This is a genomic window from Pseudomonas sp. NBRC 111133 (assembly GCF_001320605.1).
Classification (GTDB): domain Bacteria; phylum Pseudomonadota; class Gammaproteobacteria; order Pseudomonadales; family Pseudomonadaceae; genus Aquipseudomonas; species Aquipseudomonas monteilii.
In genome coordinates this window covers 1-25,279 of sequence record NZ_BCBJ01000019.1, presented here as the reverse complement: position 1 = coordinate 25,279, position 25,279 = coordinate 1, and the positions used below count along the sequence as shown (strand labels likewise).

General features: G+C 63.5%; 19 protein-coding genes. 13 read left to right on the top strand and 6 right to left on the bottom strand.

What is annotated here, in order from left to right:
- Positions 1-2: 2 nt before the first annotated feature.
- Positions 3-1,790, bottom strand: coding sequence for an N-acetylglutaminylglutamine amidotransferase (locus tag APH36_RS03905; RefSeq protein WP_060497564.1), 1,788 nt, complete (start codon positions 1,788-1,790; stop codon positions 3-5).
- Positions 1,791-1,903: 113 nt separating this feature from the next.
- Complete coding sequence (gene mnmC, locus APH36_RS03900; RefSeq protein WP_060497563.1) at positions 1,904-3,868, bottom strand: bifunctional tRNA (5-methylaminomethyl-2-thiouridine)(34)-methyltransferase MnmD/FAD-dependent 5-carboxymethylaminomethyl-2-thiouridine(34) oxidoreductase MnmC; 1,965 nt, start codon at positions 3,866-3,868, stop codon at positions 1,904-1,906.
- 113 nt (positions 3,869-3,981) lie between these two features.
- On the opposite strand from mnmC, the gene pap reads away from it, so the two are divergent.
- A complete protein-coding gene (gene pap / locus APH36_RS03895) occupies positions 3,982-5,475 on the top strand; it encodes a polyphosphate:AMP phosphotransferase (RefSeq protein ID WP_060497562.1) in 1,494 nt (497 codons plus the stop codon).
- 74 nt (positions 5,476-5,549) lie between these two features.
- Here the strand turns inward: pap and APH36_RS03890 are convergent, their stop codons facing one another.
- Positions 5,550-6,944, bottom strand: coding sequence for a class II fumarate hydratase (locus APH36_RS03890; RefSeq protein WP_060497561.1), 1,395 nt, complete (start codon positions 6,942-6,944; stop codon positions 5,550-5,552).
- Positions 6,945-7,098: 154 nt separating this feature from the next.
- On the opposite strand from APH36_RS03890, the gene APH36_RS03885 reads away from it, so the two are divergent.
- The 7 genes from APH36_RS03885 (at position 7,099) to APH36_RS03855 (ending at position 14,830) form a co-directional block, all read left to right on the top strand.
- Positions 7,099-7,623 (top strand): DUF2059 domain-containing protein, encoded by a 525-nt coding sequence (locus APH36_RS03885; RefSeq protein WP_003252642.1) that lies wholly within the window; start codon positions 7,099-7,101, stop codon positions 7,621-7,623.
- Between the two features lie 10 nt (positions 7,624-7,633).
- On the top strand, positions 7,634-7,930 hold the full coding sequence (locus APH36_RS03880; protein ID WP_016715010.1) for a BolA family transcriptional regulator: 297 nt from the start codon (positions 7,634-7,636) through the stop codon (positions 7,928-7,930).
- A 109-nt stretch (positions 7,931-8,039) separates the two neighbouring features.
- Positions 8,040-8,972, top strand: coding sequence for a rhodanese-related sulfurtransferase (locus APH36_RS03875; RefSeq protein WP_060497560.1), 933 nt, complete (start codon positions 8,040-8,042; stop codon positions 8,970-8,972).
- A gap of 3 nt (positions 8,973-8,975) precedes the next feature.
- A complete protein-coding gene (locus APH36_RS03870; protein WP_060497559.1) occupies positions 8,976-9,608 on the top strand; it encodes a DsbA family protein in 633 nt (210 codons plus the stop codon).
- The gene (locus tag APH36_RS03865) at positions 9,601-11,433 is read left to right on the top strand and encodes an ABC transporter ATP-binding protein (protein ID WP_060497558.1); all 1,833 of its coding nucleotides are present in this window, start codon (positions 9,601-9,603) and stop codon (positions 11,431-11,433) included. Before APH36_RS03870 ends, APH36_RS03865 begins: the two co-directional genes overlap by 8 nt.
- Positions 11,434-11,557: 124 nt before the next feature.
- Positions 11,558-14,014 carry an EAL domain-containing protein gene (locus tag APH36_RS03860; RefSeq protein ID WP_060497557.1) on the top strand — a complete coding sequence of 819 codons (2,457 nt, stop codon included), beginning with the start codon at positions 11,558-11,560 and terminating at the stop codon, positions 14,012-14,014.
- 30 nt (positions 14,015-14,044) lie between these two features.
- The gene (locus APH36_RS03855; RefSeq protein WP_060497556.1) at positions 14,045-14,830 is read left to right on the top strand and encodes a TenA family transcriptional regulator; all 786 of its coding nucleotides are present in this window, start codon (positions 14,045-14,047) and stop codon (positions 14,828-14,830) included.
- Positions 14,831-14,952: 122 nt separating this feature from the next.
- On the opposite strand, the gene APH36_RS03850 is transcribed toward APH36_RS03855, so the two are convergent.
- The 3 genes from APH36_RS03850 to ubiG are packed head-to-tail and all read right to left on the bottom strand — an operon-like array spanning position 14,953 to position 17,095.
- Positions 14,953-15,693 carry a YciK family oxidoreductase gene (locus APH36_RS03850; protein ID WP_020371284.1) on the bottom strand — a complete coding sequence of 247 codons (741 nt, stop codon included), beginning with the start codon at positions 15,691-15,693 and terminating at the stop codon, positions 14,953-14,955.
- Positions 15,694-15,722: 29 nt separating this feature from the next.
- The gene (gene mupP / locus APH36_RS03845) at positions 15,723-16,394 is read right to left on the bottom strand and encodes an N-acetylmuramic acid 6-phosphate phosphatase MupP (protein WP_060497555.1); all 672 of its coding nucleotides are present in this window, start codon (positions 16,392-16,394) and stop codon (positions 15,723-15,725) included.
- Positions 16,395-16,396: 2 nt separating this feature from the next.
- Positions 16,397-17,095, bottom strand: a complete 699-nt coding sequence (ubiG, locus tag APH36_RS03840; RefSeq protein ID WP_016715017.1) for a bifunctional 2-polyprenyl-6-hydroxyphenol methylase/3-demethylubiquinol 3-O-methyltransferase UbiG — start codon at positions 17,093-17,095, stop codon at positions 16,397-16,399.
- Positions 17,096-17,205: 110 nt separating this feature from the next.
- Between ubiG and mtnA the strand changes: the two genes are divergently transcribed.
- From mtnA to APH36_RS03815, 5 genes are all read left to right on the top strand, one after another.
- Positions 17,206-18,282, top strand: a complete 1,077-nt coding sequence (gene mtnA / locus APH36_RS03835) for an S-methyl-5-thioribose-1-phosphate isomerase (RefSeq protein WP_060497554.1) — start codon at positions 17,206-17,208, stop codon at positions 18,280-18,282.
- Positions 18,283-18,528: 246 nt separating this feature from the next.
- Positions 18,529-21,294, top strand: coding sequence for a DNA gyrase subunit A (gene gyrA / locus APH36_RS03830; RefSeq protein ID WP_060497553.1), 2,766 nt, complete (start codon positions 18,529-18,531; stop codon positions 21,292-21,294).
- A gap of 204 nt (positions 21,295-21,498) precedes the next feature.
- Positions 21,499-22,584 (top strand): 3-phosphoserine/phosphohydroxythreonine transaminase, encoded by a 1,086-nt coding sequence (gene serC / locus APH36_RS03825; RefSeq protein WP_060497592.1) that lies wholly within the window; start codon positions 21,499-21,501, stop codon positions 22,582-22,584.
- Positions 22,584-23,678 (top strand): prephenate dehydratase, encoded by a 1,095-nt coding sequence (pheA, locus tag APH36_RS03820; RefSeq protein ID WP_060497552.1) that lies wholly within the window; start codon positions 22,584-22,586, stop codon positions 23,676-23,678. The genes serC and pheA overlap by 1 nt, the downstream gene beginning before the upstream one ends.
- A 193-nt stretch (positions 23,679-23,871) precedes the next feature.
- On the top strand, positions 23,872-25,279 hold a 1,408-nt coding region (locus APH36_RS03815), incomplete at its 3' end, for a prephenate dehydrogenase/arogenate dehydrogenase family protein (RefSeq protein WP_156342055.1).

Here is a 25,279-nt window from a genome sequence, read left to right as displayed (position 1 = left end):
GGTCAGATTCCTTGTTCGCTCAACCACAGGTTCAGCGCCGCCAGCTGCCACAGCTTGGAGCCGCGCAGCGGGGTGAGCTGGCCATGCGGGTTACTCAGCAGGCGGTCGACCATGGCCGGGTTGAACAGCCCACGGTCCTGGCTGGGGTCAGTCAGCAGCTCGCGCACCCAACCCAGGGTGGCGCCTTCCAGGTGCTTCAGGCCCGGTACCGGGAAGTAGCCCTTCTTACGGTCGATCACCTCATGCGGGATCACCCGTCGTGCCGCCTGCTTGAGCACCTGTTTGCCGCCGTCGGGCAGCTTGAAGCGCGCCGGGATACGCGCTGAAAGCTCCACCAGGCGGTAGTCGAGGAACGGTGTGCGCGCTTCCAGGCCCCAGGCCATGGTCATATTGTCCACGCGTTTGACCGGGTCATCCACCAGCATCACCGTGCTGTCCAGGCGCAGGGCCTTGTCCACGGCGTCGCGGGCGCCGGGGCGGGCGAAGTGCTCGCGCACGAAGTCGCCGGCCGCGTCGGTTTCCAGCAACCAGGGCGCCTGCACGGTGTCGCGGTACTCGGCGTGGCTGCGGTCGAAGAACGCGTCGCGGTAAGCCGAGAAGGCATCCTCGGCGCCGTCCACCTGCGGGTACCAGTGGTAGCCGGCGAACAGCTCGTCCGCACCCTGGCCGCTTTGCACGCCCTTGCAATGCTTGGCCACTTCCCGCGACAGCAGGTAGAAGGCGATACAGTCGTGGCTGACCATTGGCTCGCTCATGGCGCGAAACGCTGATGGCAACTGCTCGATGATCTCGTGTTCGGCGATGCGCAACTGGTGGTGGCGGGTGCCGTAGTGCTTGGCGATCAGGTCCGAATACTGGAACTCGTCGCCACGCTCGCCACCGGCGTCTTCGAAACCGATGGAGAACGTGGACAGGTCGTCCACGCCCGCTTCGCGCAACAGGCCGACCAGCAGGCTGGAGTCGACACCCCCGGACAGCAGCACGCCGACGTCGACGGCAGCACGTTGGCGGATGGCCACGGCCTCGCGGGTGGCGTCGAGCACGCGGGTGGTCCAGCCTTCCAGGTCCAGCTCACGCTCATCAGGGTTGGCACCGTATTTCAGCTGCCACCAAGTCTGGCGTTCGACTTCGCCATGGCGATCGACGCGCATCCAGGTGCCGGGCTCCAGCTTTTGCACGTTGGCCAGCAAGGTGCGCGGTGCCGGTACCACGGCGTGGAAGTTCAGGTAATGGTTGAGCGCCACCGGGTCGAGCACCGGGTCGATGTCGCCACCCTTGAGCAGGGCCGGGAGGGTCGAGGCGAAGCGCAGGCGCTCGCCGTCGCGTGACAGGTACAGCGGCTTTACGCCCAGGCGGTCGCGGGCCAGGAACAGGCGCTGGTTGTCGCGCTCCCAGATGGCCAGGGCGAACATGCCGTTGAGCTTGGGCAGCAACGCCGCGCCCCAGGCGTGGTAACCCTTGAGCAGCACCTCGGTGTCGCCATCGGACCAAAAGCTGTAGCCCAGGTCCTGTAGCTCGTGGCGCAACTCGGGGAAGTTGTAGATGGCACCGTTGAACGCCAGTGACAGGCCCAAGGTGTTGTCGACCATTGGCTGCGCCGAGCCGTCGGACAAGTCCATGATTTTCAGGCGCCGGTGCCCGAGGGCGATCGGGCCTTGGCTATGGAAGCCCCACGCATCCGGGCCGCGAGGCGCCAGGTGATGGGTAATGCGCTCTACCGCAGCCAGGTCGGCTGGGCGAGGGGCTTGGTCCATGGGGGTGAAACGCAACTCTCCTGCTAATCCGCACATAAGTCCTTACCGGTTTTTCCGTTGGGGAGGGGGGGCCCAGGATTCGGGCACCTTAAGGAACTGACCTATGTGCTTTGTGAGAGTTTTAGAACAATCTGTTATATGGGGCGGGATCACTTCCCTCGGATCAGCTTGCGTAATGCAAACCGGTTTGGGTGGCACGCCTCCACCACCGCCCGTGGCAACGGCAGCGGTTCTCCACATACCCAGGCCGCCACCAGCTCCCCACTCAATGGCGCCGTGATCAACCCGCGTGAGCCATGCCCGCTGTTCACGTACAACCCGCTCAGCCAAGGGCAGGCCACATCGGGCACTTGCCGCGCATCGCGGGCCAGCACCGCATAGGCCTCGGCAAACCCTTGCGCATCAGCCATCGGCCCCACGATCGGCAGGTAATCCGGGCTGGTGCAGCGGAACGCCGCACGCCCCTGCAACTGCTCGGCGTCCAGCTCGGCCACACCCAAGCGCTGCGCCAGATCGACGGAAATCTCGTCCAGCATTGCCAGGTTGCCCTGATGTTCGGCAACCGTCGGCGCCAGGTCTTCGCTCTGGAAGTCGAAGCTTGCGCCCAAGGTATGCTCATCCTCGCGGGGTGGCGCTACATAACCCTCTGCGCATACCACGGTGCTGAGCATGCGGCTGCTGGCAGTGGCCGGCAGCCGGGTAATCTGCCCGCGAATGCGCTTGAGCGGCAACTGTGCACAAGGCTCGAAACGCCGAACGTCGGCGGCACCGGCCAGGATCACCACCGGTGCACTGGCCAGCAGGCGCTCACCCGCCCAGGCTTGCCACTGGCCATCCACCTTGCGCAGCTCAAGCACTTCCTGGTGTGTCACCCGTTGAATCCCCGGGTGCTGCAACTGCTGCTGACACAGGGCCGGCGGGTGCACCCAACCGCCTTCGGGGTAGAACAGGCCGCCGGCCGGCAGGGCCACACCGGCAATGGCTTCGGCCTCGGTGCGCGCCAGGGTGTGCAGCAAGGCGTGGTCGAAAGCGGCAGCCAGCTTGCCCTGGCGTTCGGCCTCTTTGCTGTCGAAGGCCAGTTGCAGCACCCCGCAGGCATCCCAGTCACGGCCACGCTGCAAGCGCTCGAGCTGGCGACGGGTGTAGCCGAAACCGGACAGGATCATTTGCGACAGCGCTGTGCCATGCGCAGACAGCTTGAGGTACAGCACCCCCTGCGGGTTGCCCGAGGCTTCCCGGGCCGGTGCATCGTGGCGTTCCAGCACGGTCACCTGCCAGCCACGCCGGGCCAGGCTGGCCGCGCTTGTGCTGCCAGCGAGCCCGGCGCCGATTACGAGCGCTTCACGCGGCCCTGGAATGGCGGGCGGGCGCGCATACCAAGGCGCTTTGGGGCCGGGCCGGGGGCCGACGTAAGCGCCGCTCATCACTTCCCACTTCTTGCCGATGCCCGGCACTTTCTTCATGGCGAAGCCGGCTTCGACCAGGCTGCGGCGCACCCAACCCGTGGTGGTGAAGGTGCCCAGCACGGTGCCGGCGTGCGACAGCCGCGCCAGTTGCGCAAACAGCTCCGGGGTCCACATGTCGGGGTTCTTCGCCGGGGCGAAACCATCGAGGAACCACACATCGATCTGCGCATCGAGCTGCGGCAGCTGTTCCAGTACATCACCGACCAGCAGCGTCAGGGTGACCCTGCCCTCGGCGAAGGTGAATTGCTGGAAGCCCTGGTGCACCGCCACGTACTGCTCCAGCAGCGGTTCGGTGTAGGCGGCAAGCTCAGGCCACAGGTGTACTGCGCGGGCCATGTCAGCCAGGCTGAGTGGGTATTTTTCGACGCTGACGAAGTGCAGGCGCGCGTTGCTGTGGGCATGCTCTTCAAACAGCTGCCAGGCGCAGAAAAAGTTCATGCCAGTGCCAAAGCCGGTTTCGCCGATCACCAGGCAGGCGTGCGGGGCCAGGCTGGCAAAACGCTCGGCCAGGCGGGTCTGGCCGAGGAACACATGTTTGGTTTCTTCGATGCCTTCGTTGACCGCGAAATAAACGTCGTCGTATTGCCGCGAGTGGGGGCGGCCCTGGTCGTCCCAGTCGATCTGGGCATGCTGGAGGAGGGTGGACATGGTTGGCTCGGTTGCAGCAGATGGTCGGGATTTTATGCCATCTGATGATTTTGCGCAGGCACAGGCGGCCCACAAATCCGCTAGTCTTGCTTATCCATTGAAGGAGCCAGTGCATGTTCGAATCCGCCGAAATCGGCCACAGCATCGACAAGGAGGCTTACGACGCCGAGGTACCCGCTTTACGCGAGGCCCTGCTCGAAGCCCAGTACGAACTCAAGCAGCAGGCGCGCTTCCCGGTGATCGTGCTGATCAACGGCATCGAAGGTGCCGGCAAGGGTGAGACGGTAAAACTGCTCAACGAGTGGATGGACCCGCGCATGATCGATGTGCTCACCTTCGATCAGCAGACCGACGAAGAGCTGGCTCGCCCGCCGGCCTGGCGCTATTGGCGGGCCTTGCCCCCCAAGGGGCGGATGGGTGTGTTCTTCGGCAACTGGTACAGCCAGATGCTGCAGGGGCGGGTGCACGGGGTATTCAAGGATGCCGTGCTCGACCAGGCCATCATGGGCGCCGAGCGGCTGGAGCAGATGCTGTGCGATGAAGGTGCACTGATCATCAAGTTCTGGTTCCACCTGTCCAAGAAGCAGATGAAGGCTCGTCTGAAATCGCTCAAGGACGACCCGCTGCACAGCTGGAAGATCAGTCCGCTGGACTGGCAGCAGTCCGAAACCTACGACCGCTTCGTGCGTTTTGGCGAACGCGTACTGCGCCGCACCAGCCGCGACTACGCGCCGTGGCACATCATCGAAGGCGTCGACCCGAACTACCGCAGCCTGGCAGTGGGGCGCATCCTGCTGGAAAGCCTGCAAGCCGCACTGGCCAACAACCCCAAGGGCAAGCACCAGGGCAACGTCGCCCCGCTGGGCCGCAGCATCGACCAGCGCAGCCTGCTCGGTGCCCTGGACATGACCGTGCGGCTGGATAAATCCGACTACCAGGAACAGCTGGTCACCGAACAGGCCCGCCTGGCCGGCCTGCTGCGCGACAAGCACATGCGCAGGCACGCGTTGGTGGCGGTGTTCGAAGGCAACGACGCCGCCGGCAAGGGCGGCGCGATCCGCCGAGTGGCAGCGGCGCTGGACCCCCGCCAGTACCGTATCGTGCCGATTGCCGCACCCACCGAAGAAGAACGCGCGCAGCCTTACCTGTGGCGGTTCTGGCGGCATATTCCGGCACGCGGCAAATTCACCATTTTCGACCGGTCCTGGTATGGCCGGGTGCTGGTCGAGCGGGTGGAGGGCTTCTGCAGCCCGGCCGACTGGATGCGCGCCTATAGCGAGATCAACGACTTTGAAGAGCAGTTGGTGAATGCCGGCGTGGTGGTGGTCAAGTTCTGGCTGGCGATTGATCAGCAGACCCAGCTGGAGCGCTTCGAAGAGCGTGAGCAGATCCCGTTCAAGCGTTACAAGATTACCGAGGACGACTGGCGCAACCGGGACAAGTGGGACGACTACGTCCAGGCCGTAGGCGACATGGTCGACCGCACCAGCAGCGAGATCGCGCCGTGGACGTTGGTAGAGGCCAACGACAAGCGCTGGGCGCGGGTGAAGGTGTTGCGCACCATCAACCAGGCCCTTGAGGCGGCGTTTGCCAAGGACAAGAAATAGCTGAAAGTGTTGTTGCCTGTCCTGGCCCTTTCGCGGGTTTACCCGCGAAGAGGCCGGCACAGGCTATAGATGACTCAGCCCTTGCCACCCGGTGCCAGCATGTTCTCCGGCCTTACCCACTGGTCAAACTGCTCATTGGTCAGGTACTTCAATTCCAGCGCAGCCTCGCGCAAGGTCTTGCCCTCGTTATAAGCCTTCTTGGCAATCTCCGCCGCCTTGTCATAGCCAATATGCGGGTTAAGTGCCGTCACCAGCATCAACCCGCGTTCCAGGTGCGCAGCCATCTGCCCGGCATCCGGCTCGATGCCCGCCACGCAGTGCAGCTGGAAGTTGCTGCAGCCATCGGCCAGCAGTTCGATCGACTGCAACAGGTTATGGATGATCACCGGCTTGAACACATTGAGCTGCAAATGCCCCTGGCTGGCGGCAAAGCCGATGGCCGCGTCGTTGCCCAGTACCTGGCAGGCCAGCATCGACAGCGCCTCGCACTGGGTAGGGTTGACCTTGCCCGGCATGATCGAGCTGCCGGGTTCGTTGGCTGGCAGGCGCACTTCGGCCAGCCCGGCGCGCGGGCCGGAGCCGAGCAGGCGCAGGTCGTTGGCAATTTTCATCAGGGCCACGGCCAGGGTCTTCAACGCGCCCGCCAGGCTGGTCAGCGGTTCGTGGCCGGCGAGGGCGGCGAACTTGTTCGGTGCTGTGACGAACGGCAGGCCGGATTCCGCCGCCAGCTCGGCAGCGATGGCCTCGGCAAAGCCATGCGGGGCATTAAGGCCGGTACCCACGGCGGTGCCGCCCTGGGCCAGCTCACAGACCGCCGGCAGGGTAGCGCGGATGGCTCGTTGGGCGTAATCGAGCTGGGCAACGAAAGCCGAGACCTCCTGGCCGAAGGTGATTGGCGTGGCATCCATCATGTGCGTGCGGCCAGTCTTCACCAGCTTTTGGTGGCGCGCTGACAACTCTGCCAGGCCCGACGACAGTTCGGCGATGGCCGGCAGCAGCTTGTCGTGCACCGCTTGGGCTGCAGCAATGTGCATGGCGGTGGGGAAGCAGTCGTTGGAGCTTTGCGAGCGGTTGACGTGGTCGTTAGGGTGTACCGGCGCCTTGCCGCCACGGCCCTTGCCGGCCAGTTCGTTGGCGCGCCCGGCAATCACTTCGTTGACGTTCATGTTGCTCTGGGTGCCGCTGCCGGTCTGCCAGACGACCAACGGAAACTGGTCGTCATGCTGGCCATCCAGCACTTCGTCGGCGGCCTGTTCGATCAGCCGGGCGATGTCGGCCGGCAGGTCGCCATTGCGGTCGTTAACGCGTGCAGCGGCCTTCTTGATCAGCGCCAGGGCGTGCAGCACCGCGAGGGGCATGCGTTCCTTGCCAATGGCGAAGTTGATCAGCGAACGCTGGGTTTGCGCACCCCAATAAGCGTCCTCCGGAACTTCGACCGGGCCCAGGCTGTCTGTCTCGATACGGCTCATTCTGTACTCACTCCTGTGTAGTTCGAATTCGCAGTTTAGGCCCTGAATCGACCGAGCGGTTCCGTCGCTCGTCGTGCCACTTGAGCACATCGCCACCACGGCGCAGAATGCTCTACTCTGAGGTACCCGCCTCCCTCTCCTTGAAGGAAATGCAATGACCCGTCTCCGTGTCCTTTGTGCCGCCGTTGCCCTGGTTTGCGCCAGCGGCCAGGTGCTCGCTGCCACCGCCAGCCATAACGCTGCTGCCGAGAAGTTCCTGACCCTGGCCAACGCCGACAAGCTGGGCACCCCGGTGTACATGCAAGTGCAGCAGATGTTCGCCCAGCGCTTCGCCCAGACCAAGGCCCCGGCCGCCAAGCAGCCGGTGCTGGAAAGCTACCAGGCCAAGGCCAACGCCGCACTGGACAACGCCATCGGCTGGAACAAACTGAAGCCGAAGATGGTCGACCTGTACACCCAGACGTTCACCGAGCAGGAACTCAAAGACCTGGTCAAGTTCTACGAATCGCCGCTGGGCAAGAAGGTGCTGCGTGAAATGCCCAAGGTCACCCAGCAGTCGGCCCAGCTGACCCAGCAGAGCCTGGAGCCAGCAGTACCCGTGGTGAACAAGCTGCTGGAAGACATGACCAAAGAGCTGGACCCGAACGCTGGCAAGGCCGCCGCTCCGGCGAAGAAGTGAGTACGCCGCAATGACCATGCAGCAGCGCATTGAACAGCAACTGGCGGCCCTGGCGCCGGAACACCTGCAAGTGCTCAACGAAAGCCACATGCACAGTCGTGGTCAGGAGACCCACTACAAGGCAGTGATCGTCAGCGAGCAGTTTGCCGGGTTGAACAGCGTCAAGCGCCACCAGAAGGTGTACGCCACCATGGGTGAGCTGATGGGCGAAATTCACGCCCTGGCCATCCACACCTACACCGCCGAAGAGTGGGCCAAGGTCGGCGTTGCACCGGCCTCGCCGGTGTGCGCGGGCGGCGGGCACTGAAACCTTTCTGTCGTTCTGGTAGAATTCGCAACGCGCCGCTTGTCGGCGCGTTTTTATTTGTCAATCCGGTCCGCCCTTTACGAGGGCAACCACCTGGAGAACCTGCTTCATGTCCCAAGCCATCGTCGTCGCGGCGCTGTACAAATTCGTCACCCTGGAAGACTACGTCGAGCTGCGTGAGCCGCTGCTCAAGGCCATGCTCGACAACAACGTCAAAGGCACCCTGCTGCTGGCCCACGAGGGCATCAACGGCACCGTGTCGGCCACCCGCGAAGGCATCGATGGCCTGCTGGCCTGGCTGCGCAACGACCCGCGTCTGGTCGATGTCGACCACAAAGAGTCGTACTGCGACGAACAGCCGTTCTACCGCACCAAGGTGAAGCTCAAGAAAGAAATCGTCACCCTCGGCGTGCCAGGCGTAGACCCCAACCAGGCGGTCGGCACCTATGTCGAGCCCAAGGACTGGAACGCCCTGATCAGCGACCCGGAAGTGCTGCTGATCGACACCCGCAACGACTACGAAGTGGCCATTGGTACCTTCAAAGGTGCCATCGACCCCAAGACCGAGACCTTCCGCGAGTTTCCGGAGTACATCAAGGCCAACTTCGACCCGAGCAAGCACAAGAAGGTCGCCATGTTCTGCACCGGCGGCATCCGTTGCGAAAAAGCCTCCAGCTACATGCTCGGTGAAGGCTTCGAGGCGGTCTATCATCTTAAGGGCGGCATCCTGAAATACTTCGAGGAAGTGCCTCAGGAAGAAAGCCTGTGGGACGGCGACTGCTTCGTCTTCGACAACCGCGTCACGGTGCGCCATGACCTGAGCAAAGGCGAGTACGACCAGTGCCACGCCTGCCGCCACCCGATCAATGCAGAGGAACGCGCGTCCGAGCACTATTCGCCAGGGGTCAGCTGCCCGCATTGCTGGGACACCCTGAGCGAAAAGACCCGGCGCAGTGCCATCGACCGGCAGAAGCAGATCGAGCTGGCCAAGGCCCGCAACCTGCCGCACCCGATCGGTTACAACTACAAAGCCGAGGCTTGATGCATGTCTGCACGCCTGATCTATGTGATGGACCCGATGTGCTCCTGGTGCTGGGGTTTCGCGCCAGTGGCGGGGGCCCTGATCGCCCAGGCGCGTGAGGCCGGTATCGCAACCCGTCTGGTGGTGGGTGGGCTGCGCACCGGTGGCAGTGCGCTGGACAGCTCTACCCGCAAGTACATCCTCGAACACTGGCAGACGGTGGCCGATGCCACCGGCCAGCCGTTCCGCTTCGAGGGGGCCATGCCCGACGGCTTCGTCTACGACACCGAACCGGCCTGCCGTGCCCTGGTCACAGCCCGCGAGCTGGACGCCGAGCGCGTCTGGCCGCTGCTGGCGCTGATTCAGCGTTCGTTCTACGAGCAGGGCGTGGATGTGACCACTGCGCCGCAGCTGGTCGAACTGGCCGAACAGGCAGGCTTCGACCGTGCCGTGTTCGCCGAAACCTTCGCCCGTGCCGACACCCGTGCGGCCACTGCGGCCGACTTCAGCTGGGCACAGGACCTGGGTATTGCCGGTTTCCCGACCTTGCTGGCCGAGCGCAACGGCCAACTGGCCCTGCTGACCAACGGCTACCAGCCGCTGGAGCGCCTGCAACCCTTGCTCGGCCGTTGGCTGCAGCAGGCCGCCTGTGCTTGATGTGCCTGGGTCACCCGACCCGGTACCGGGCAAGCCATACACTGCGGCCGATCGGCTGAGCTGGGCGGAAATCCGCCGCCTGGCCCTGCACCACAAGCAAAACCTCTGGTCCGCCAACCTCATCGCTGTGCTGGCGGCGTGTTGCAGCGTGCCCATTCCGCTGCTGCTGCCGTTGCTGGTGGATGAAGTGCTGTTGGGCCACGGCGATGCCGCGCTCAAGTGGATGAACCACCTGCTGCCGTCCAGCTGGCAGGTGGCAGCCGGCTACATCGGCCTGATGCTGGCGCTCACCCTGTGCCTGCGCCTGGCGGCGCTGGCGTTCAACGTGATCCAGGCCAAGCTGTTTGCCGGCTTGGCCAAGGACATCGTCTACCGCCTGCGAATTCGCCTTATAGAGCGGCTCAAGCGCATCTCGCTGAAGGAGTACGAAAGCCTGGGCAGCGGCACGGTAACCACCCACTTGGTCACCGACCTGGACACCCTCGACAAGTTCGTGGGCGAAACCCTCAGCCGTTTCCTGGTGGCCATGCTGACGTTGACCGGCACGGCGGCGATCCTGATCTGGATGCACTGGCAGCTGGCGTTGCTGATTTTGCTGTTCAACCCGCTGGTGATCTATTTCACCGTGCAGCTGGGCAAGCGCGTCAAACACCTGAAAAAGCTCGAAAACGACAGCACCGCGCGTTTTACCCAGGCGCTGGCGGAAACGCTCGATGCCATCCAGGAAATCCGTGCCGGCAACCGCCAGGGCTACTTCCTGGGCCGCCTTGGCCTGCGTGCCCGCGAAGTGCGCGACTACGCCGTGGATTCGCAGTGGAAAAGCGATGCCAGTGGCCGTGCCAGCGGCCTGCTGTTCCAGTTCGGCATCGATATTTTCCGTGCAGCAGCCATGCTCACCGTGCTGTTCTCCGACCTGTCGATCGGCCAGATGCTGGCGGTGTTCAGCTACCTGTGGTTCATGATCGGCCCGGTGGAACAGCTGCTCAACCTGCAATACGCCTACTACGCCGCGGGCGGTGCGCTGAGCCGCCTCAACGAGCTGCTGGCGCGTGCTGACGAGCCGCAATACCCGGCCGCCTGCGACCCGTTCGCCGGGCGCGACACGGTGGGCATCGAGGTGCGCGACTTGCGTTTTGCCTATGCCGACGAGCCAGTGCTGGATAACCTGGACCTGTCCATCGCCCCGGGTGAAAAGGTGGCAATTGTCGGTGCCAGTGGCGGCGGCAAAAGCACCTTGGTGCAGCTGTTGCTGGGCCTTTATAGCGCCCAGGCCGGTACCATCCGCTTTGGCGGTGCCAGCCTGCAGGAAATCGGCCTGGAAACCCTGCGTGAAAACGTGGCGGTGGTGTTGCAGCACCCGTCACTGTTCAACGACACCGTGCGCGCCAACCTGACCATGGGCCGAGACTGCAGCGACGACGCCTGCTGGCAAGCGCTGCGCATCGCTCAGCTGGATGCCACCATTGCGGCCTTGCCGCAGGGCCTGGACAGTGTGGTGGGTCGCTCTGGCGTGCGCTTGTCCGGCGGCCAGCGTCAGCGCCTGGCCATCGCCCGCATGGTGTTGGCCGAGCCCAAGGTGGTGATTCTCGACGAGGCCACCTCGGCGCTGGATGCTGCCACCGAGTACAACCTGCATCAGGCATTGGCGCGCTTCCTCAGCGGCCGTACCACGCTGATCATCGCCCACCGCCTGTCGGCGGTGAAACAGGCCGACCGGGTGCTGGTATTTGATGGTGGGCATGTCGCCGAAGATGGCGACCACCAGCAGCTGATCGCCGAGGGTGGGTTATACGCCAAGCTTTATGGGCACCTGCAGCAGAGCTGACGTTCAAACTGTACAAATCCCCCGATTCCCTGTCATAAAAATCCCCTCCACAACGATGGCAAATGGCCTACGCTGTGCTTGTCTGGGTTGATTTGCGCCTTATCTGCTCTGTGACAGGGAATCCATGAAGGGACATCGCACTCTAGAAGCGCCTAAGTTGCTCGGCATCACCTGGCCCTTCATCGCCGTTGTGGTCTTCCAGGTGGCGCTGGGCAGCCTCAGCCTTTATACGCTGTCGGCCGTGCGCGCCTATGTCGCGGGCGAAAGCCTGTGGTCCAAGGCGCAGAAAGACGCCATCTATTACCTTAACCTGTACGCCGAAACCCGCGACGACAGCACCTATCAGCGCTATCGCCAAGCCATTACCGTGCCGCAGGGTGACCACCAGTTGCGCGAGGTGCTCGACCAGCCCAACCCTGATCTGGATGCCGCTCGCCGGGCGGTGCTGCAGGGTGGCAACCACCCCGACGATGTCGAGCGGATCATCTGGTTCTACCGCAATTTCCGCAACATCAGCTATATGCAGACAGCCATCGACTACTGGGACATCGGCGACGACTACCTGGCCAAGCTCGATGTGCTGGCTGGCGAGATGCGCCAGAGCTTTGCCACTGGCCCGGCAGACACCCAGGCAGTGAGTGCCTGGAAGGCCCGTATCGTCACCATCAACGAGGGTGTCACACCCGCCGCCAAGGCGTTCAGTGATGCGCTGGGTGAAGGCTCGCGGATGCTGTTGCGGGTGTTGCTGATCACCAACCTGCTGACGGCCATGTTCCTGATTACCATCGCCTGGCGCCGCTCCAGCAAGCTGCTGGCCCAACGGCAAGCCTTCGCCAGTGCCCTGCAGGAGGAAAAGGAGCGGGCACAGATCACCCTGCAGGCCATTGGTGATGCGGTGATAACCACCGACGTGGAGGGCAACATCGGCTACATGAACCCGGCCGCCGAGCAACTGACCCACTGGCAGTCTGGTCAAGCCCAGGGCCTGCCGCTGTCAGCGCTGTTTAGCCTGGTGGATGAGCAAGCTGAAGAGGATAGCAGCAGCCTGGTCGAGCAGGTGCTTAGCGGTAGCCTCAAGGGCGGCGCGGAGCATGCCCGGCTGATTCAGCGCCTGGATGGCAGTACCGTGTCGATCAACCTGGTAGGTTCGCCCATCGTCAGCGATGGCCAGGTCAGCGGCATCGTACTGGTACTGCATGACATGACCCAGGAACGCCAGTACATCGCTAACCTGTCCTGGCAGGCCACTCACGATGCCCTGACCGGCCTCGCCAACCGGCGCGAGTTCGAGTATCGCCTGGAGCAGGCGCTCAATGGCCTGGCGCGCCAGGCTGGGCGGCATTCGCTGATGTTCCTTGACCTCGACCAGTTCAAGCTGGTGAACGACACCTGCGGCCACGCCGCCGGTGACGAGCTGCTGCGGCACATCTGCGCCGTGTTGCAATCCGGCCTGCGTGAAGGCGATACCCTGGCGCGGCTGGGGGGGGACGAATTTGGCGTGCTGCTGGAAAACTGCCCATCCGACCAGGCCGAGCGCATTGCCGAACAGTTACGCCAGATGGTGCAGAGCCTGCATTTCGTGTGGAAGGGGCGGCCGTTCGTCACCACGGTCAGTGTTGGCCTGGTGCACATGGCCCAGCCCCCCGGTACCCTCGAAACCTCGCTGCGCGCCGCCGACATGGCCTGCTACATGGCCAAGGAAAAGGGGCGCAACCGCGTGCAGGTGTACCACGCCGATGACAGCGAGCTGTCCATGCGCTTTGGTGAAATGGCCTGGATCCAGCGTTTGCATGTGGCCCTGGAAGAAAACCGCTTCTGCCTGTACGCCCAGGAAATTGCCCCGCTGAAAACGTTCGAAGGGCCGGGCCATATCGAAATCCTGCTGCGCCTGCACGACGAAAGTGGCCGTACCATTCTGCCCAGCAGCTTCATTCCGGCAGCCGAGCGCTATGGCCTGATGACCGCGCTGGACCGCTGGGTGGTGCGCAATGTGTTCCAGGTCATCCGCCAATGCCTGGACGAAGGGCGTGAAGGGCCGCTGTCGATCTGCGCGATCAACCTGTCAGGGTCGAGCATCGGCGATGACAAGTTTCTCGAGTACCTGCAGCGGCTGTTTGTCGAATACGCCATCCCGCCGCGGATGATCTGTTTCGAAATCACCGAAACCAGCGCCATTGCCAACCTGGGTAGCGCCATCCGCTTCATCAACGAGTTGAAGGGGCTGGGCTGCCGCTTCTCGCTCGATGATTTTTGCGCTGGCATGTCGTCGTTCGCCTACCTCAAGCATTTGCCCGTGGATTTCCTGAAAATTGACGGCAGTTTCGTCAGGGACATGCTCGACGACCCGGTCAACCGGGCCATGGTCGAGGTCATCAACCATATCGGCCATGTCATGGGGAAACGCACCATCGCCGAGTTCGTCGAAACACCCTTGATCGAGCAGGCCCTACAGGAAATAGGCGTGGATTACGCCCAGGGTTACCTGATCGAACGCCCGCAGGTGTTCACCTGTGACAGTCTGCAGCGCCAACGGATCGCCGCCCGGCCTCTGTTGCAGCGCGCACCTGGCACGTTTCGCTAGCTAGAAATCACAAGGATCAAGGAGCTGAAAGTGATTGATGCATTCGTTCGTATCGGGCCTTTGATGGACCCCGCCAGCTACCCCCAGTGGGCCCAGCAACTGATTGAAGACTGTCGCGAAAGCAAGCGCCGGGTGGTCGAGCATGAGTTCTATGCGCGCCTGCGCGATGGCCAGCTCAAACAGTCGACCATTCGCCAGTACCTGATCGGTGGCTGGCCGGTGGTGGAGCAGTTTTCGCTGTACATGGCCCACAACCTGACAAAGACCCGTTATGGGCGGCACCAGGGCGAAGACATGGCGCGGCGCTGGTTGATGCGCAATATCCGGGTTGAGCTGAACCACGCCGACTACTGGGTGAACTGGTGTCAGGCGCATGGCGTACACCTGCATGAGTTGCAGGCCCAGGAAGTGCCGCCCGAGCTGAACGGCCTGAACGACTGGTGCTGGCGTGTGTGTGCTACCGAGAACCTGGCCATTTCCATGGCGGCGACCAACTACGCCATCGAGGGGGCTACCGGGGAGTGGTCGGCGGTGGTGTGCTCGACCGACACCTACGCACAGGGCTTCCCGGAGGACCAGCGCAAGCGGGCGATGAAGTGGCTGAAGATGCATGCCCAGTATGACGATGCGCACCCGTGGGAGGCGCTGGAGATCATCTGTACCCTGGCGGGCGAGAACCCGACGCTGGGGCTGCGCACCGAGCTGCGCAGGGCGATTTGCAAGAGTTACGACTGCATGTTCCTGTTCCTGGAACGGTGCATGCAGCTGGAAGGGCGCCAGCAAGGCCGCCTGCGCCCTGCGTTGGCAGCGGGCTAAGGCCCTGGGGTCGCTTTGCGACCCATCGCGACACAAGGCCGCTCCTACAGGGGATCGCGTACCCTTGTAGGAGCGGCCTTGCGTCGCGATTGGCTGCACAGCAGCCCCGGCAATCTCAAGCCTTACTGAGCGTTGAACGCCTGCCCATTCACCCCGGTGCTGTCCGGCCCCATCAGGTACAGGTACACCGGCATGATCTCTTCGGGCAGCGGGTTGTTCTGCGGGTTCTCGCTGGGGTAGGCCTGGGCGCGCATCGCCGTGCGCGTGGCGCCCGGGTTGATGCTGTTGGAGCGCACCGGCGCCACGCCTTCCAGCTCGTCGGCCAGGGTCTGCATCAGGCCCTCGGTGGCGAATTTCGAAACGCCATAGGCGCCCCAGTAGGCACGGCCTTTACGCCCGACACTGCTGCTGGTGAACACCACCGACGCGTCTTGCGACAGTTTCAATAGCGGCAGCAGGGTGCTGGTGAGCATGAAGGTGGCATCGACGTTGATGTGCATCACGCGCATGAAGTTGTCGCCCGATAGCTGCTCCAGCGGCGTGCGCGGGCCAATGATCGAGGCATTGTTCAGCAGCCCGTCCAGGCGGCCGAACTGATCCTCGATCATTACCGCCAGTTCGTCGTACTGGTGGGGCAGGGCGGTTTCCAGGTTGAACGGGATGACCACCGGTTGCGGATGCCCGGCGGCTTCGATCTGGTCGTAGACCTCGTTCAGGTTGGCCTCGGTCTTGCCCAGCAGCAGCACGGTGGCGCCTAACGCGGCGTAGGCCTTGGCGGCAGCGGCACCGATGCCGCGGCCGGCACCGGTAACCAGAATGACCCGGCCTTGCAGCAGGTCGGGGCGGGCGGTGTAGTCGAACATGGTAGGTCCTTCGTGTTCGTTGGCGGGGGTCAGCAGCCGCACAGCGCGCTGTCGATCACTTTGCGCAGTTCCAGCGGGTGGTCCACCACCACGTCGGCACCCCAGTTGTTTGGGTTGTCCTCTGGATGAATATAGCCGTAACGCACCGCCGCCGTGCGGGTGCCGGCGTCGCGGCCAGACTCGATGTCGCGCAGGTCGTCGCCGACGAACAGCACGCTGGCCGGGTCCAGGTCCAGGGTTTTGCAGGCCAGGATCAGCGGCTCGGGGTCGGGCTTGCTGTTTTTCACATGGTCCGGGCAGATCAGCAATGCCGAACGCTCGGCCAGGCCCAGCTGCTGCATGATCGGCTCGGCGAAACGCACCGGCTTGTTGGTGACCACGCCCCACACCAGGTTGCCTTTCTCGATGTCGGCCAGCAACTCGGCCATGCCGTCGAACAGCTTGCTGTGCACCGCGCAGTCGCGCTGGTAGCGCTCCAGGAACTCCAGGCGCAGGGCCTCGAAGCCTTCGGCCTCCGGGGCCATGGCAAACGTGGCGGCTACCATGGCGCGGGCACCGCCCGAGATCACGCCGCGGATCAGGTTGTCGTCAACGGCCGGCAGGCCGCGCTCGGTGAGCATGGCCTGGCAGATGGCGATGAAGTCTGGCGCCGTGTCCAGCAAGGTGCCGTCCATGTCGAAGAGTACTGCTCGCAAACGCATGCTCATTCCTCGCGCAGGGTCTGGATCATGTAGTTGACGTCGACGTCGCTGTTGAGCTTGTAGTGCTTGGTCAGCGGGTTGTAGGTCAGGCCGATGATGTCTTTGACTTCGAGGCCGGCAGCGCGGCTCCAGGCGCCCAGTTCGGATGGGCGGATGAACTTCTTGAAGTCGTGGGTGCCGCGCGGCAGCATTTTCAGGATGTACTCGGCGCCGACGATGGCCAGCAGGTAGGCCTTGGGGTTGCGGTTGATGGTGGAGAAGAACACCTGGCCGCCCGGCTTGACCATACGGTAGCAGGCGCGAATCACCGAAGACGGGTCGGGCACGTGCTCGAGCATTTCCAGGCAGGTGACCACGTCGAACTGTTCAGGCATCTCTTCGGCCAGGGCTTCGGCGGTGATCTGCCGGTATTCCACCTGCACGCCGGACTCCAGCTGGTGCAGTTGGGCCACGGCCAAGGGAGCTTCGCCCATGTCGATACCGGTCACCGTGGCGCCGCGCAGGGCCATGGCTTCGCTGAGGATGCCGCCGCCGCAGCCGACGTCCAGCACCTTCTTGCCGGCCAGGCTGGCGCGTTCGTCGATCCAGTTGACGCGCAGCGGGTTGATTTCGTGCAGCGGCTTGAACTCGCTTTCGCGGTCCCACCAGCGGTGGGCCAGCGCTTCGAACTTGGCGATTTCGGCGCGGTCGACGTTGCTCATTGAACAGTCCTCTGAAACTTCGCAAAATTGCGCCGGAGTATACCCGAGCGCTCGGCCCCGAGGGTCGCTATAATCGCCGGCTTTTGATATCCGAACGACGGGGAGAGGCGATGCGCGAGCGACTTTTGGCGGCGGAGAAGGTGACCGGGATCCGCTGGCAGGGCGGCGTCCTGCACCTGCTCGACCAGCGCCTGCTGCCCTCGGATGAACGCTGGCTGGCCTGCGACAATGTCGCGCAGGTGGCGGCGGCGATCCGTGACATGGCAGTACGCGGCGCTTCGGCCATCGGCATTGCCGCCGCTTACGGCCTGGTGCTGGCCCTTGAAGAGCGGCTGGCCGAAGGTGGCGATTGGGAAATGGACCTTGAAGAGGACTTCCTCTGCCTCGCCGAGGCGCGTCCCACCGCAGCCAACCTGTTCTGGGTGCTGAACCGCATGCGCGAGCGCCTGCAGCGTCTGCGCCCGGATGAAGACGTGCTGGCAGCGCTGGAGGCCGAAGCCGTGGCCATCCATGAAAGCGACCGTGAAGCCAACCTGACCATGGCTCAGCAAGGCATCGAACTGATCCGTCGTCACCAGGGCAATGCCCAGACCCTGCTCACCTACGGCAATGCGGGTGCGCTGGCCAGCGGCGGCTTTGGTACCGCGTTGGGGGTGATCCGCGCCGGCTACCTCGAAGGCATGGTCGAGCGGGTGTATGCCGGCGAAACCCGCCCCTGGCTGCAAGGCTCACGCCTGACCGCCTGGGAGCTGACCAACGAAGGCATCCCGGTCACCCTGTGCGCCGACTCGGCGCTCGCCCACCTGATGAAGACCAAAGGCATCACCTGGGTGGTGGTGGGCGCGGACTGCATCGCTGCCAATGGCGACGTGGCCGGCAAGATTGGCACCTACCAGCTGGCGGTCAGCGCCATGCACCACGGTGTGCGCTTCATGGTGGTGGCGCCGAGTACCAGCATCGACCTGAACCTGGCCACTGGCGAGGATATTCCGCTGGAAGAGCGCGCGGCCGACGAACTGCTGGACATTGCCGGTACCCGGGTGGCGCCGGATGTGGAGGTGTTCAACCCGGTGTTCGACGTGACCCCGGCCGACCTGATCGACGTGATCGTAACCGAGCGAGGCATTGTCGAACGCCCGGATACCGCCAAACTGGCGCAGTTGATGTGCCGCAAGCGGTTGCACTGAGGGCGTAGGGCGGCACAAGATTCACGGCAAGCACACCCGTGCCACATCTCCCCACCGCCCCCGCCTTTGTGATAACATCCGGCAGTTTCCAAGACCGCCCATCACGGCGGCCTTCATTGCGCAGATCCATGGCACAACTCATTGATTTGTCGTAAGTCGTCGCACCCTTATGCGCTGCGGCGGCGAGCTTCGTTCGGCCCTTGATGGAGCTGCGAAGTTTCACCAGAAAAAGGAATCAGGCTTCTCATGGGCGAACTGGCCAAAGAAATCCTCCCGGTCAATATCGAAGACGAACTGAGACAGTCTTACCTCGACTACGCGATGAGCGTGATTGTCGGGCGAGCGCTGCCCGATGCGCGTGACGGCTTGAAGCCCGTGCATCGTCGCGTTCTCTATGCGATGAGCGAACTGGGCAACGACTGGAACAAGCCGTACAAGAAATCCGCCCGTGTGGTCGGTGACGTGATCGGTAAGTACCACCCGCACGGCGACACTGCGGTCTACGACACCATCGTGCGTATGGCCCAGCCGTTCTCGCTGCGCTACCTGCTGGTCGACGGCCAGGGCAACTTCGGTTCGGTGGACGGCGACAACGCCGCAGCCATGCGATACACCGAAGTGCGCATGACCAAGCTGGCCCACGAGCTGCTGGCCGACCTGCACAAGGAAACCGTCGACTGGGTGCCCAACTACGACGGCACCGAGCAGATCCCGGCGGTCATGCCGACCCGTATTCCCAACCTGCTGGTCAACGGTTCCAGCGGTATCGCCGTGGGCATGGCGACCAACATCCCGCCGCACAACCTCGGTGAAGTCATCGACGGCTGCCTGGCGCTGATCGACAACCCGGAAGTCACCATCGATGAGCTGATGCAGCACATCCCGGGCCCGGACTTTCCGACTGCCGGCATCATCAATGGTCGCCAGGGCATTATCGAGGCCTATCGTACCGGCCGTGGCCGCATCTACATGCGTGCCCGTTCCGAAATCGAAGACATCGACAAGGTCGGCGGCCGCCAGCAGATCGTCGTGACCGAGTTGCCGTACCAGCTGAACAAGGCGCGCCTGATCGAAAAGATCGCCGAGCTGGTAAAAGAGAAGAAGATCGAAGGCATCACTGAACTGCGCGACGAGTCCGACAAGGACGGCATGCGCATCGTCATCGAGCTGCGTCGCGGCGAGGTGCCGGAGGTGGTGCTGAACAACCTCTATCAGCAAACCCAGCTGCAGAGTGTGTTCGGTATCAACGTGGTGGCCTTGGTCGACGGCCGTCCGCGCCTGCTCAACCTCAAGGACCTGCTCGAAGCGTTCGTCCGTCACCGCCGTGAAGTGGTGACCCGCCGCACCGTGTTCGAGCTGCGCAAGGCCCGCGAACGCGGCCACATCCTTGAAGGCCAGGCGGTTGCGCTGTCCAACATCGACCCGGTCATCGCCCTGATCAAGGCCTCGCCGACGCCGTCCGAAGCCAAGGAAGCCCTGGTTTCGACGCCGTGGGAATCCAGTGCCGTGCAGGTCATGGTCGAGCGCGCCGGCGCCGATTCCTGCCGCCCTGAAGACCTGCCAGAGCAATACGGCCTGCATGACGGCAAGTACTTCCTGTCGCCGGAGCAGGCCCAGGCCATTCTCGACCTGCGCCTGCACCGCCTGACCGGCCTGGAGCACGAGAAGCTGCTGGCCGAGTACCAGGAAATCCTCGAGCAGATCGGCGAGCTGATCCGCATCCTCAGCAGCGCCGAGCGCCTGATGGAAGTGATCCGCGAAGAGCTGGAAGCCATCCGTGCCGAGTACGGTGATGCCCGACGTACCGAAATTCTCGATGCGCGCCACGACCTCAACTACGGCGACATGATCCCGGAAGAAGAGCGTGTGGTCACCATCTCCCACGGCGGCTACGCCAAGACCCAGCCGCTGTCCGCCTACCAGGCCCAGCGCCGTGGCGGCAAAGGCAAGTCGGCCACCGGGGTGAAGGACGAGGACTACATCGAGCACCTGCTGGTGGCCAACAGCCACGCTACCTTGTTGCTGTTCTCCAGCAAGGGCAAGGTGTACTGGCTGAAAACCTACGACATCCCTGAAGCGTCCCGCGCTGCCCGTGGTCGCCCGCTGGTCAACCTGCTGCCGCTGGAGGAGGGTGAGCGCATCACCGCCATGCTGCAGATCGACCTCGAGGCCCTGCAGCAGAGCGCTGGCGCCGAAGAAGAGCTGGACGAGGCGGAAGACGCCGTGCTCGAAGGCGAAGTGGTCGAGGCCGAGGAAGTCGACGAAGAAGACGGCGACACCCCTGAGTGGGTGGCCGAGCCGACTGGCGCCTACATCTTCATGGCCACCGCTTCGGGTACCGTGAAGAAGACGCCGCTGGTGCAGTTCGCCCGTCCGCGCTCCAACGGCCTGATTGCCCTCAAGCTGAAAGAAGGTGACACCCTGATCGCTGCAGCCATTACTGACGGCGCCAAGGAAGTCATGATGTTCTCCGATGCCGGCAAGGTGATCCGCTTCGCTGAAAGCGTGGTGCGCGAAATGGGCCGTAACGCCCGTGGCGTACGTGGCATGAAGCTGGGCAAGGGGCAGCGGATCATTTCCATGCTGATCCCGGAATCGGGTGCACAGATCCTGACTGCCTCCGAGCGTGGCTTCGGCAAACGCACCCCGCTGTCCAAGTTCCCGCGTCGCGGCCGCGGTGGCCAAGGTGTGATCGCCATGGGTACCAAAGGGCGCAACGGTCTGCTGATCGGCGCCATCCAGGTGCAGGAAGGCGAAGAGATCATGCTGATCTCCGACCAGGGTACGCTGGTGCGTACACGGGTGGGTGAAGTGTCCAGCCTGGGTCGTAACACCCAGGGCGTGACCTTGATCAAGCTGGCTGCCGACGAGACGCTGGTGGGCCTGGAGCGTATCCAGGAGCCTTCCGAGGACGAACTCGACGATGTGATCGAGACGGACGAAGAGGGCGTCGAGGCCGAGGCGCCAGACAACGAAGAAGCTGCTGGCGCCGAAGAGGCCCCGCAGGAGTAAGCAAGCGTAAACCCGAACGGGGCGACCAAGGTCGCCCCGTTTGACTGAATAGGCCGGGCATTGCCTGGCCCTGTGGGAGCGGGCTTGGCCGCGAACGAGGCGCCGCGGTGTATGGCACCGGCTTCGCCGGTGTTCGCGGGCAAGCCCGCTCCCACAGGGTTCCCGCAGAACTAGCTGTTTAGATCTATTAGAGCGAGAGTGGATGTGAGCAAACGAGCCTTTAACTTCTGCGCAGGCCCTGCCGCGCTTCCTGACGCTGTCCTGCAGCGCGCCCAGGCCGAAATGCTGGACTGGAACGGCAAGGGCTTGTCGGTGATGGAAATGAGCCATCGCAGCGACGACTACGTGGCCATCGCTGAAAAGGCCGAGCAGGACCTGCGTGACCTGCTGTCCGTCCCCTCCAACTACAAGGTGCTGTTCCTGCAGGGTGGTGCCAGCCAGCAGTTCGCTGAAATCCCGCTGAACCTGTTGCCGGAAAACGGCACTGCCGACTACATCGAAACCGGCATCTGGTCGAAAAAAGCCATCGAGGAAGCGCGCCGCTTCGGCAATGTGAACGTCGCCGCCAGCGCCAAGCCTTACGACTACCTGGCGATCCCGGGCCAAAACGAGTGGAGCCTGACCAAAAACGCCGCCTACGTGCACTATGCATCCAACGAGACCATCGGTGGCCTGCAGTTTGACTGGGTGCCAGAAACCGGTGATGTGCCGCTGGTGGTCGACATGTCCTCCGACATCCTCTCGCGCCCCATCGACGTGTCGCAGTACGGCCTGATCTACGCCGGTGCGCAGAAAAACATCGGCCCAAGCGGCCTGGTAGTGGTCATCGTGCGCGAAGACCTGCTGGGCCACGCCCGCAGCAGCTGCCCGACCATGCTCGACTACAAGGTCTCGGCCGACAACGGTTCGATGTACAACACCCCGGCCACCTACTCCTGGTACCTCTCGGGCCTGGTCTTCGAGTGGCTGAAAGAGCAGGGTGGCGTTGACGCCATGGAACAGCGCAACCGCGCCAAGAAAGAGCGTCTGTACGGCTTCATCGACAGCAGCAACTTCTACACCAACCCGATCAGCCACAACGCTCGTTCGTGGATGAACGTGCCGTTCCGCCTGGCTGACGAGCGCCTGGACAAGGCCTTCCTCGCCGGTGCCGATGCCCGTGGCCTGCTCAACCTCAAGGGCCACCGTTCGGTGGGCGGCATGCGCGCTTCCATCTACAACGCCCTGGGCCTGGAAGCAGTGGAAGCACTGGTGGGCTATATGGCTGAATTCGAGAAGGAGCACGGCTGATGTCCGAACAGGAGCTCAAGGCGCTGCGCGTACGCATCGACAGCCTCGACGAGAAAATCCTCGAGCTGATCAGCGACCGCGCCCGTTGCGCCGAAGAAGTGGCCCGGGTCAAGACTGCCTCGCTGAAAGATGGCGAGAAGCCGGTGTTCTACCGCCCAGAGCGTGAGGCGGCGGTGCTCAAACGCGTGATGGAGCGCAACAAAGGCCCGCTGGGCAACGAAGAGATGGCGCGGCTGTTCCGCGAAATCATGTCGTCGTGCCTGGCCCTGGAAGAACCGCTGAAAATCGCTTACCTCGGCCCTGAGGGTACTTTCACCCAGGCGGCGGCCATGAAGCACTTTGGCCACGCGGTGATCAGCCGCCCGATGGCGGCCATCGACGAAGTGTTCCGTGAAGTGGCGGCCGGTGCTGTCAACTTTGGCGTGGTGCCGGTGGAAAACTCCACCGAAGGCGCTGTCAGCCATACCCTGGACAGCTTCCTCGAGCACGACATGGTGATTTGCGGCGAGGTCGAGCTGCGTATTCACCACCACCTGCTGGTGGGCGAAAATACCAAGACCGACAGCATCACCCGTATCTACTCCCATGCTCAGTCGTTGGCCCAGTGCCGCAAGTGGCTGGACGCGCACTACCCGAACGTGGAACGCGTCGCTGTTTCGAGCAATGCCGAGGCCGCCAAACGCGTCAAGGGTGAGTGGAATTCGGCGGCGATCGCCGGTGATATGGCGGCCAACCTGTATGGTCTGACTCGCCTGGCCGAGAAGATCGAAGACCGCCCGGACAACTCCACGCGCTTCCTGATGATCGGTAACCAGGAAGTGCCGCCGACCGGCGACGACAAGACTTCGATCATCGTTTCGATGAGCAACAAGCCCGGTGCCTTGCACGAGCTGCTGGTGCCGTTCCACCAGAATGGCATCGACCTGACCCGCATCGAGACCCGCCCGTCGCGCAGCGGCAAGTGGACCTACGTGTTCTTCATCGACTTCGTTGGCCACCACCGCGACCCGCTGATCAAGGCGGTGCTGGAGCAGATCAGCCAGGAGGCTGTGGCGCTGAAGGTGCTGGGGTCTTATCCGAAGGCGGTGCTGTGATTTGAGGTTGTTGGGGGCGCTTTGCGCCCCATCGCGACCTTCGGTCGCTCCTACAGGGGGCGCGTAGGCTGGTAGGGGCGACCAAAGGTTGCGATTGGGCTGCAAAGCAGCCCCCTACGGTCTTAAAGGCTGTCTAGATTTTTGAACAGGGTTCGCACCAGTGGTAAATGCAGCAAAAACCAAACCCGCACCCATCATCAACCGCCTGGTCGTGGTCGGTCTCGGCCTGATCGGCGGCTCTTTCGCCAAGGGCCTGCGTGAAAGCGGCCTGTGCCGCGAAGTGGTCGGTGTCGACCTGGACGCCCCCTCACGCAAGCAAGCCGTTGCCTTGGGTGTTGTCGACCGCTGCGAAGAGGACCTTGCAGTCGCCTGTGTCGGTGCCGATGTCATCATGCTGGCCGTACCGATCCTGGCCATGGAGAAAGTCCTGGCCCGCCTGGCCCAGCTCGACCTGGGTGACGCGATCATCACCGATGTCGGTAGCGCCAAGGGCAACGTCGTCCGTGAAGCGCGTGCCGTTTTCGGTGAGCGTCTGCCGCGCTTCGTGCCCGGCCACCCCATCGCCGGTTCCGAGCAGAGCGGGGTAGAGGCCTCCAACGCTGCCCTGTTCCGCCGCCACAAGGTCATCCTCACGCCGTTGGCTGAAACCGACCCGGCCGCACTGGCCCTGGTGGATCGCCTGTGGCGTGCGCTGGATGCCGATGTGGAGCACATGTCGGTCGAGCGCCATGATGAAGTGCTGGCAGCCACCAGTCACTTGCCGCACCTGCTGGCCTTTGGCCTGGTCGACTCGTTGGCCAAACGCAATGAAAACCTCGAGATCTTCCGGTACGCTGCGGGAGGTTTCCGCGATTTCACAAGAATCGCTGGCAGCGACCCGACCATGTGGCACGACATCTTTCTCGCCAACCGCGACGCTGTCCTGCGCACGCTAGATACATATCGCAGCGATCTCGACGCCTTGCGCGACGCGATCGCTGAAGGGGACGGGCACCAGCTGCTGGGTGTATTCACCCGCGCACGGGTTGCCCGCGAGCATTTCAGTAAAATCCTGGCCCGCCGGGCCTATGTGGACGCTATGAACGCCAACGATCTGATTTTCCTGGCCCAACCGGGTGGCCGCCTGAACGGGCGTATTCGCGTACCGGGCGACAAGTCGATTTCCCATCGCTCGATCATGCTCGGCTCACTGGCCGAAGGCACCACCGAAGTCGAAGGCTTCCTCGAAGGTGAAGACGCGCTGGCGACCCTGCAGGCATTCCGTGACATGGGTGTGGTCATCGAGGGCCCCAACCACGGTCGCGTGACCATTCACGGCGTTGGCCTGCACGGCCTCAAGCCACCACCCGGGCCACTGTATGTAGGCAACTCCGGCACTTCGATGCGCCTGCTGTCGGGCCTGCTGGCCGGTCAGCCGTTCGACGTCACCATGACAGGCGACGCTTCGCTGTCCAAGCGCCCGATGAACCGTGTGGCCAACCCGCTGCGCGAAATGGGTGCGGTGGTCGAGACAGGTCCGGAAGGCCGCCCACCGCTGACCATTCGCGGCGGCAGCAAGCTCAAGGCATTGACCTACACGCTGCCGATGGCCAGCGCCCAGG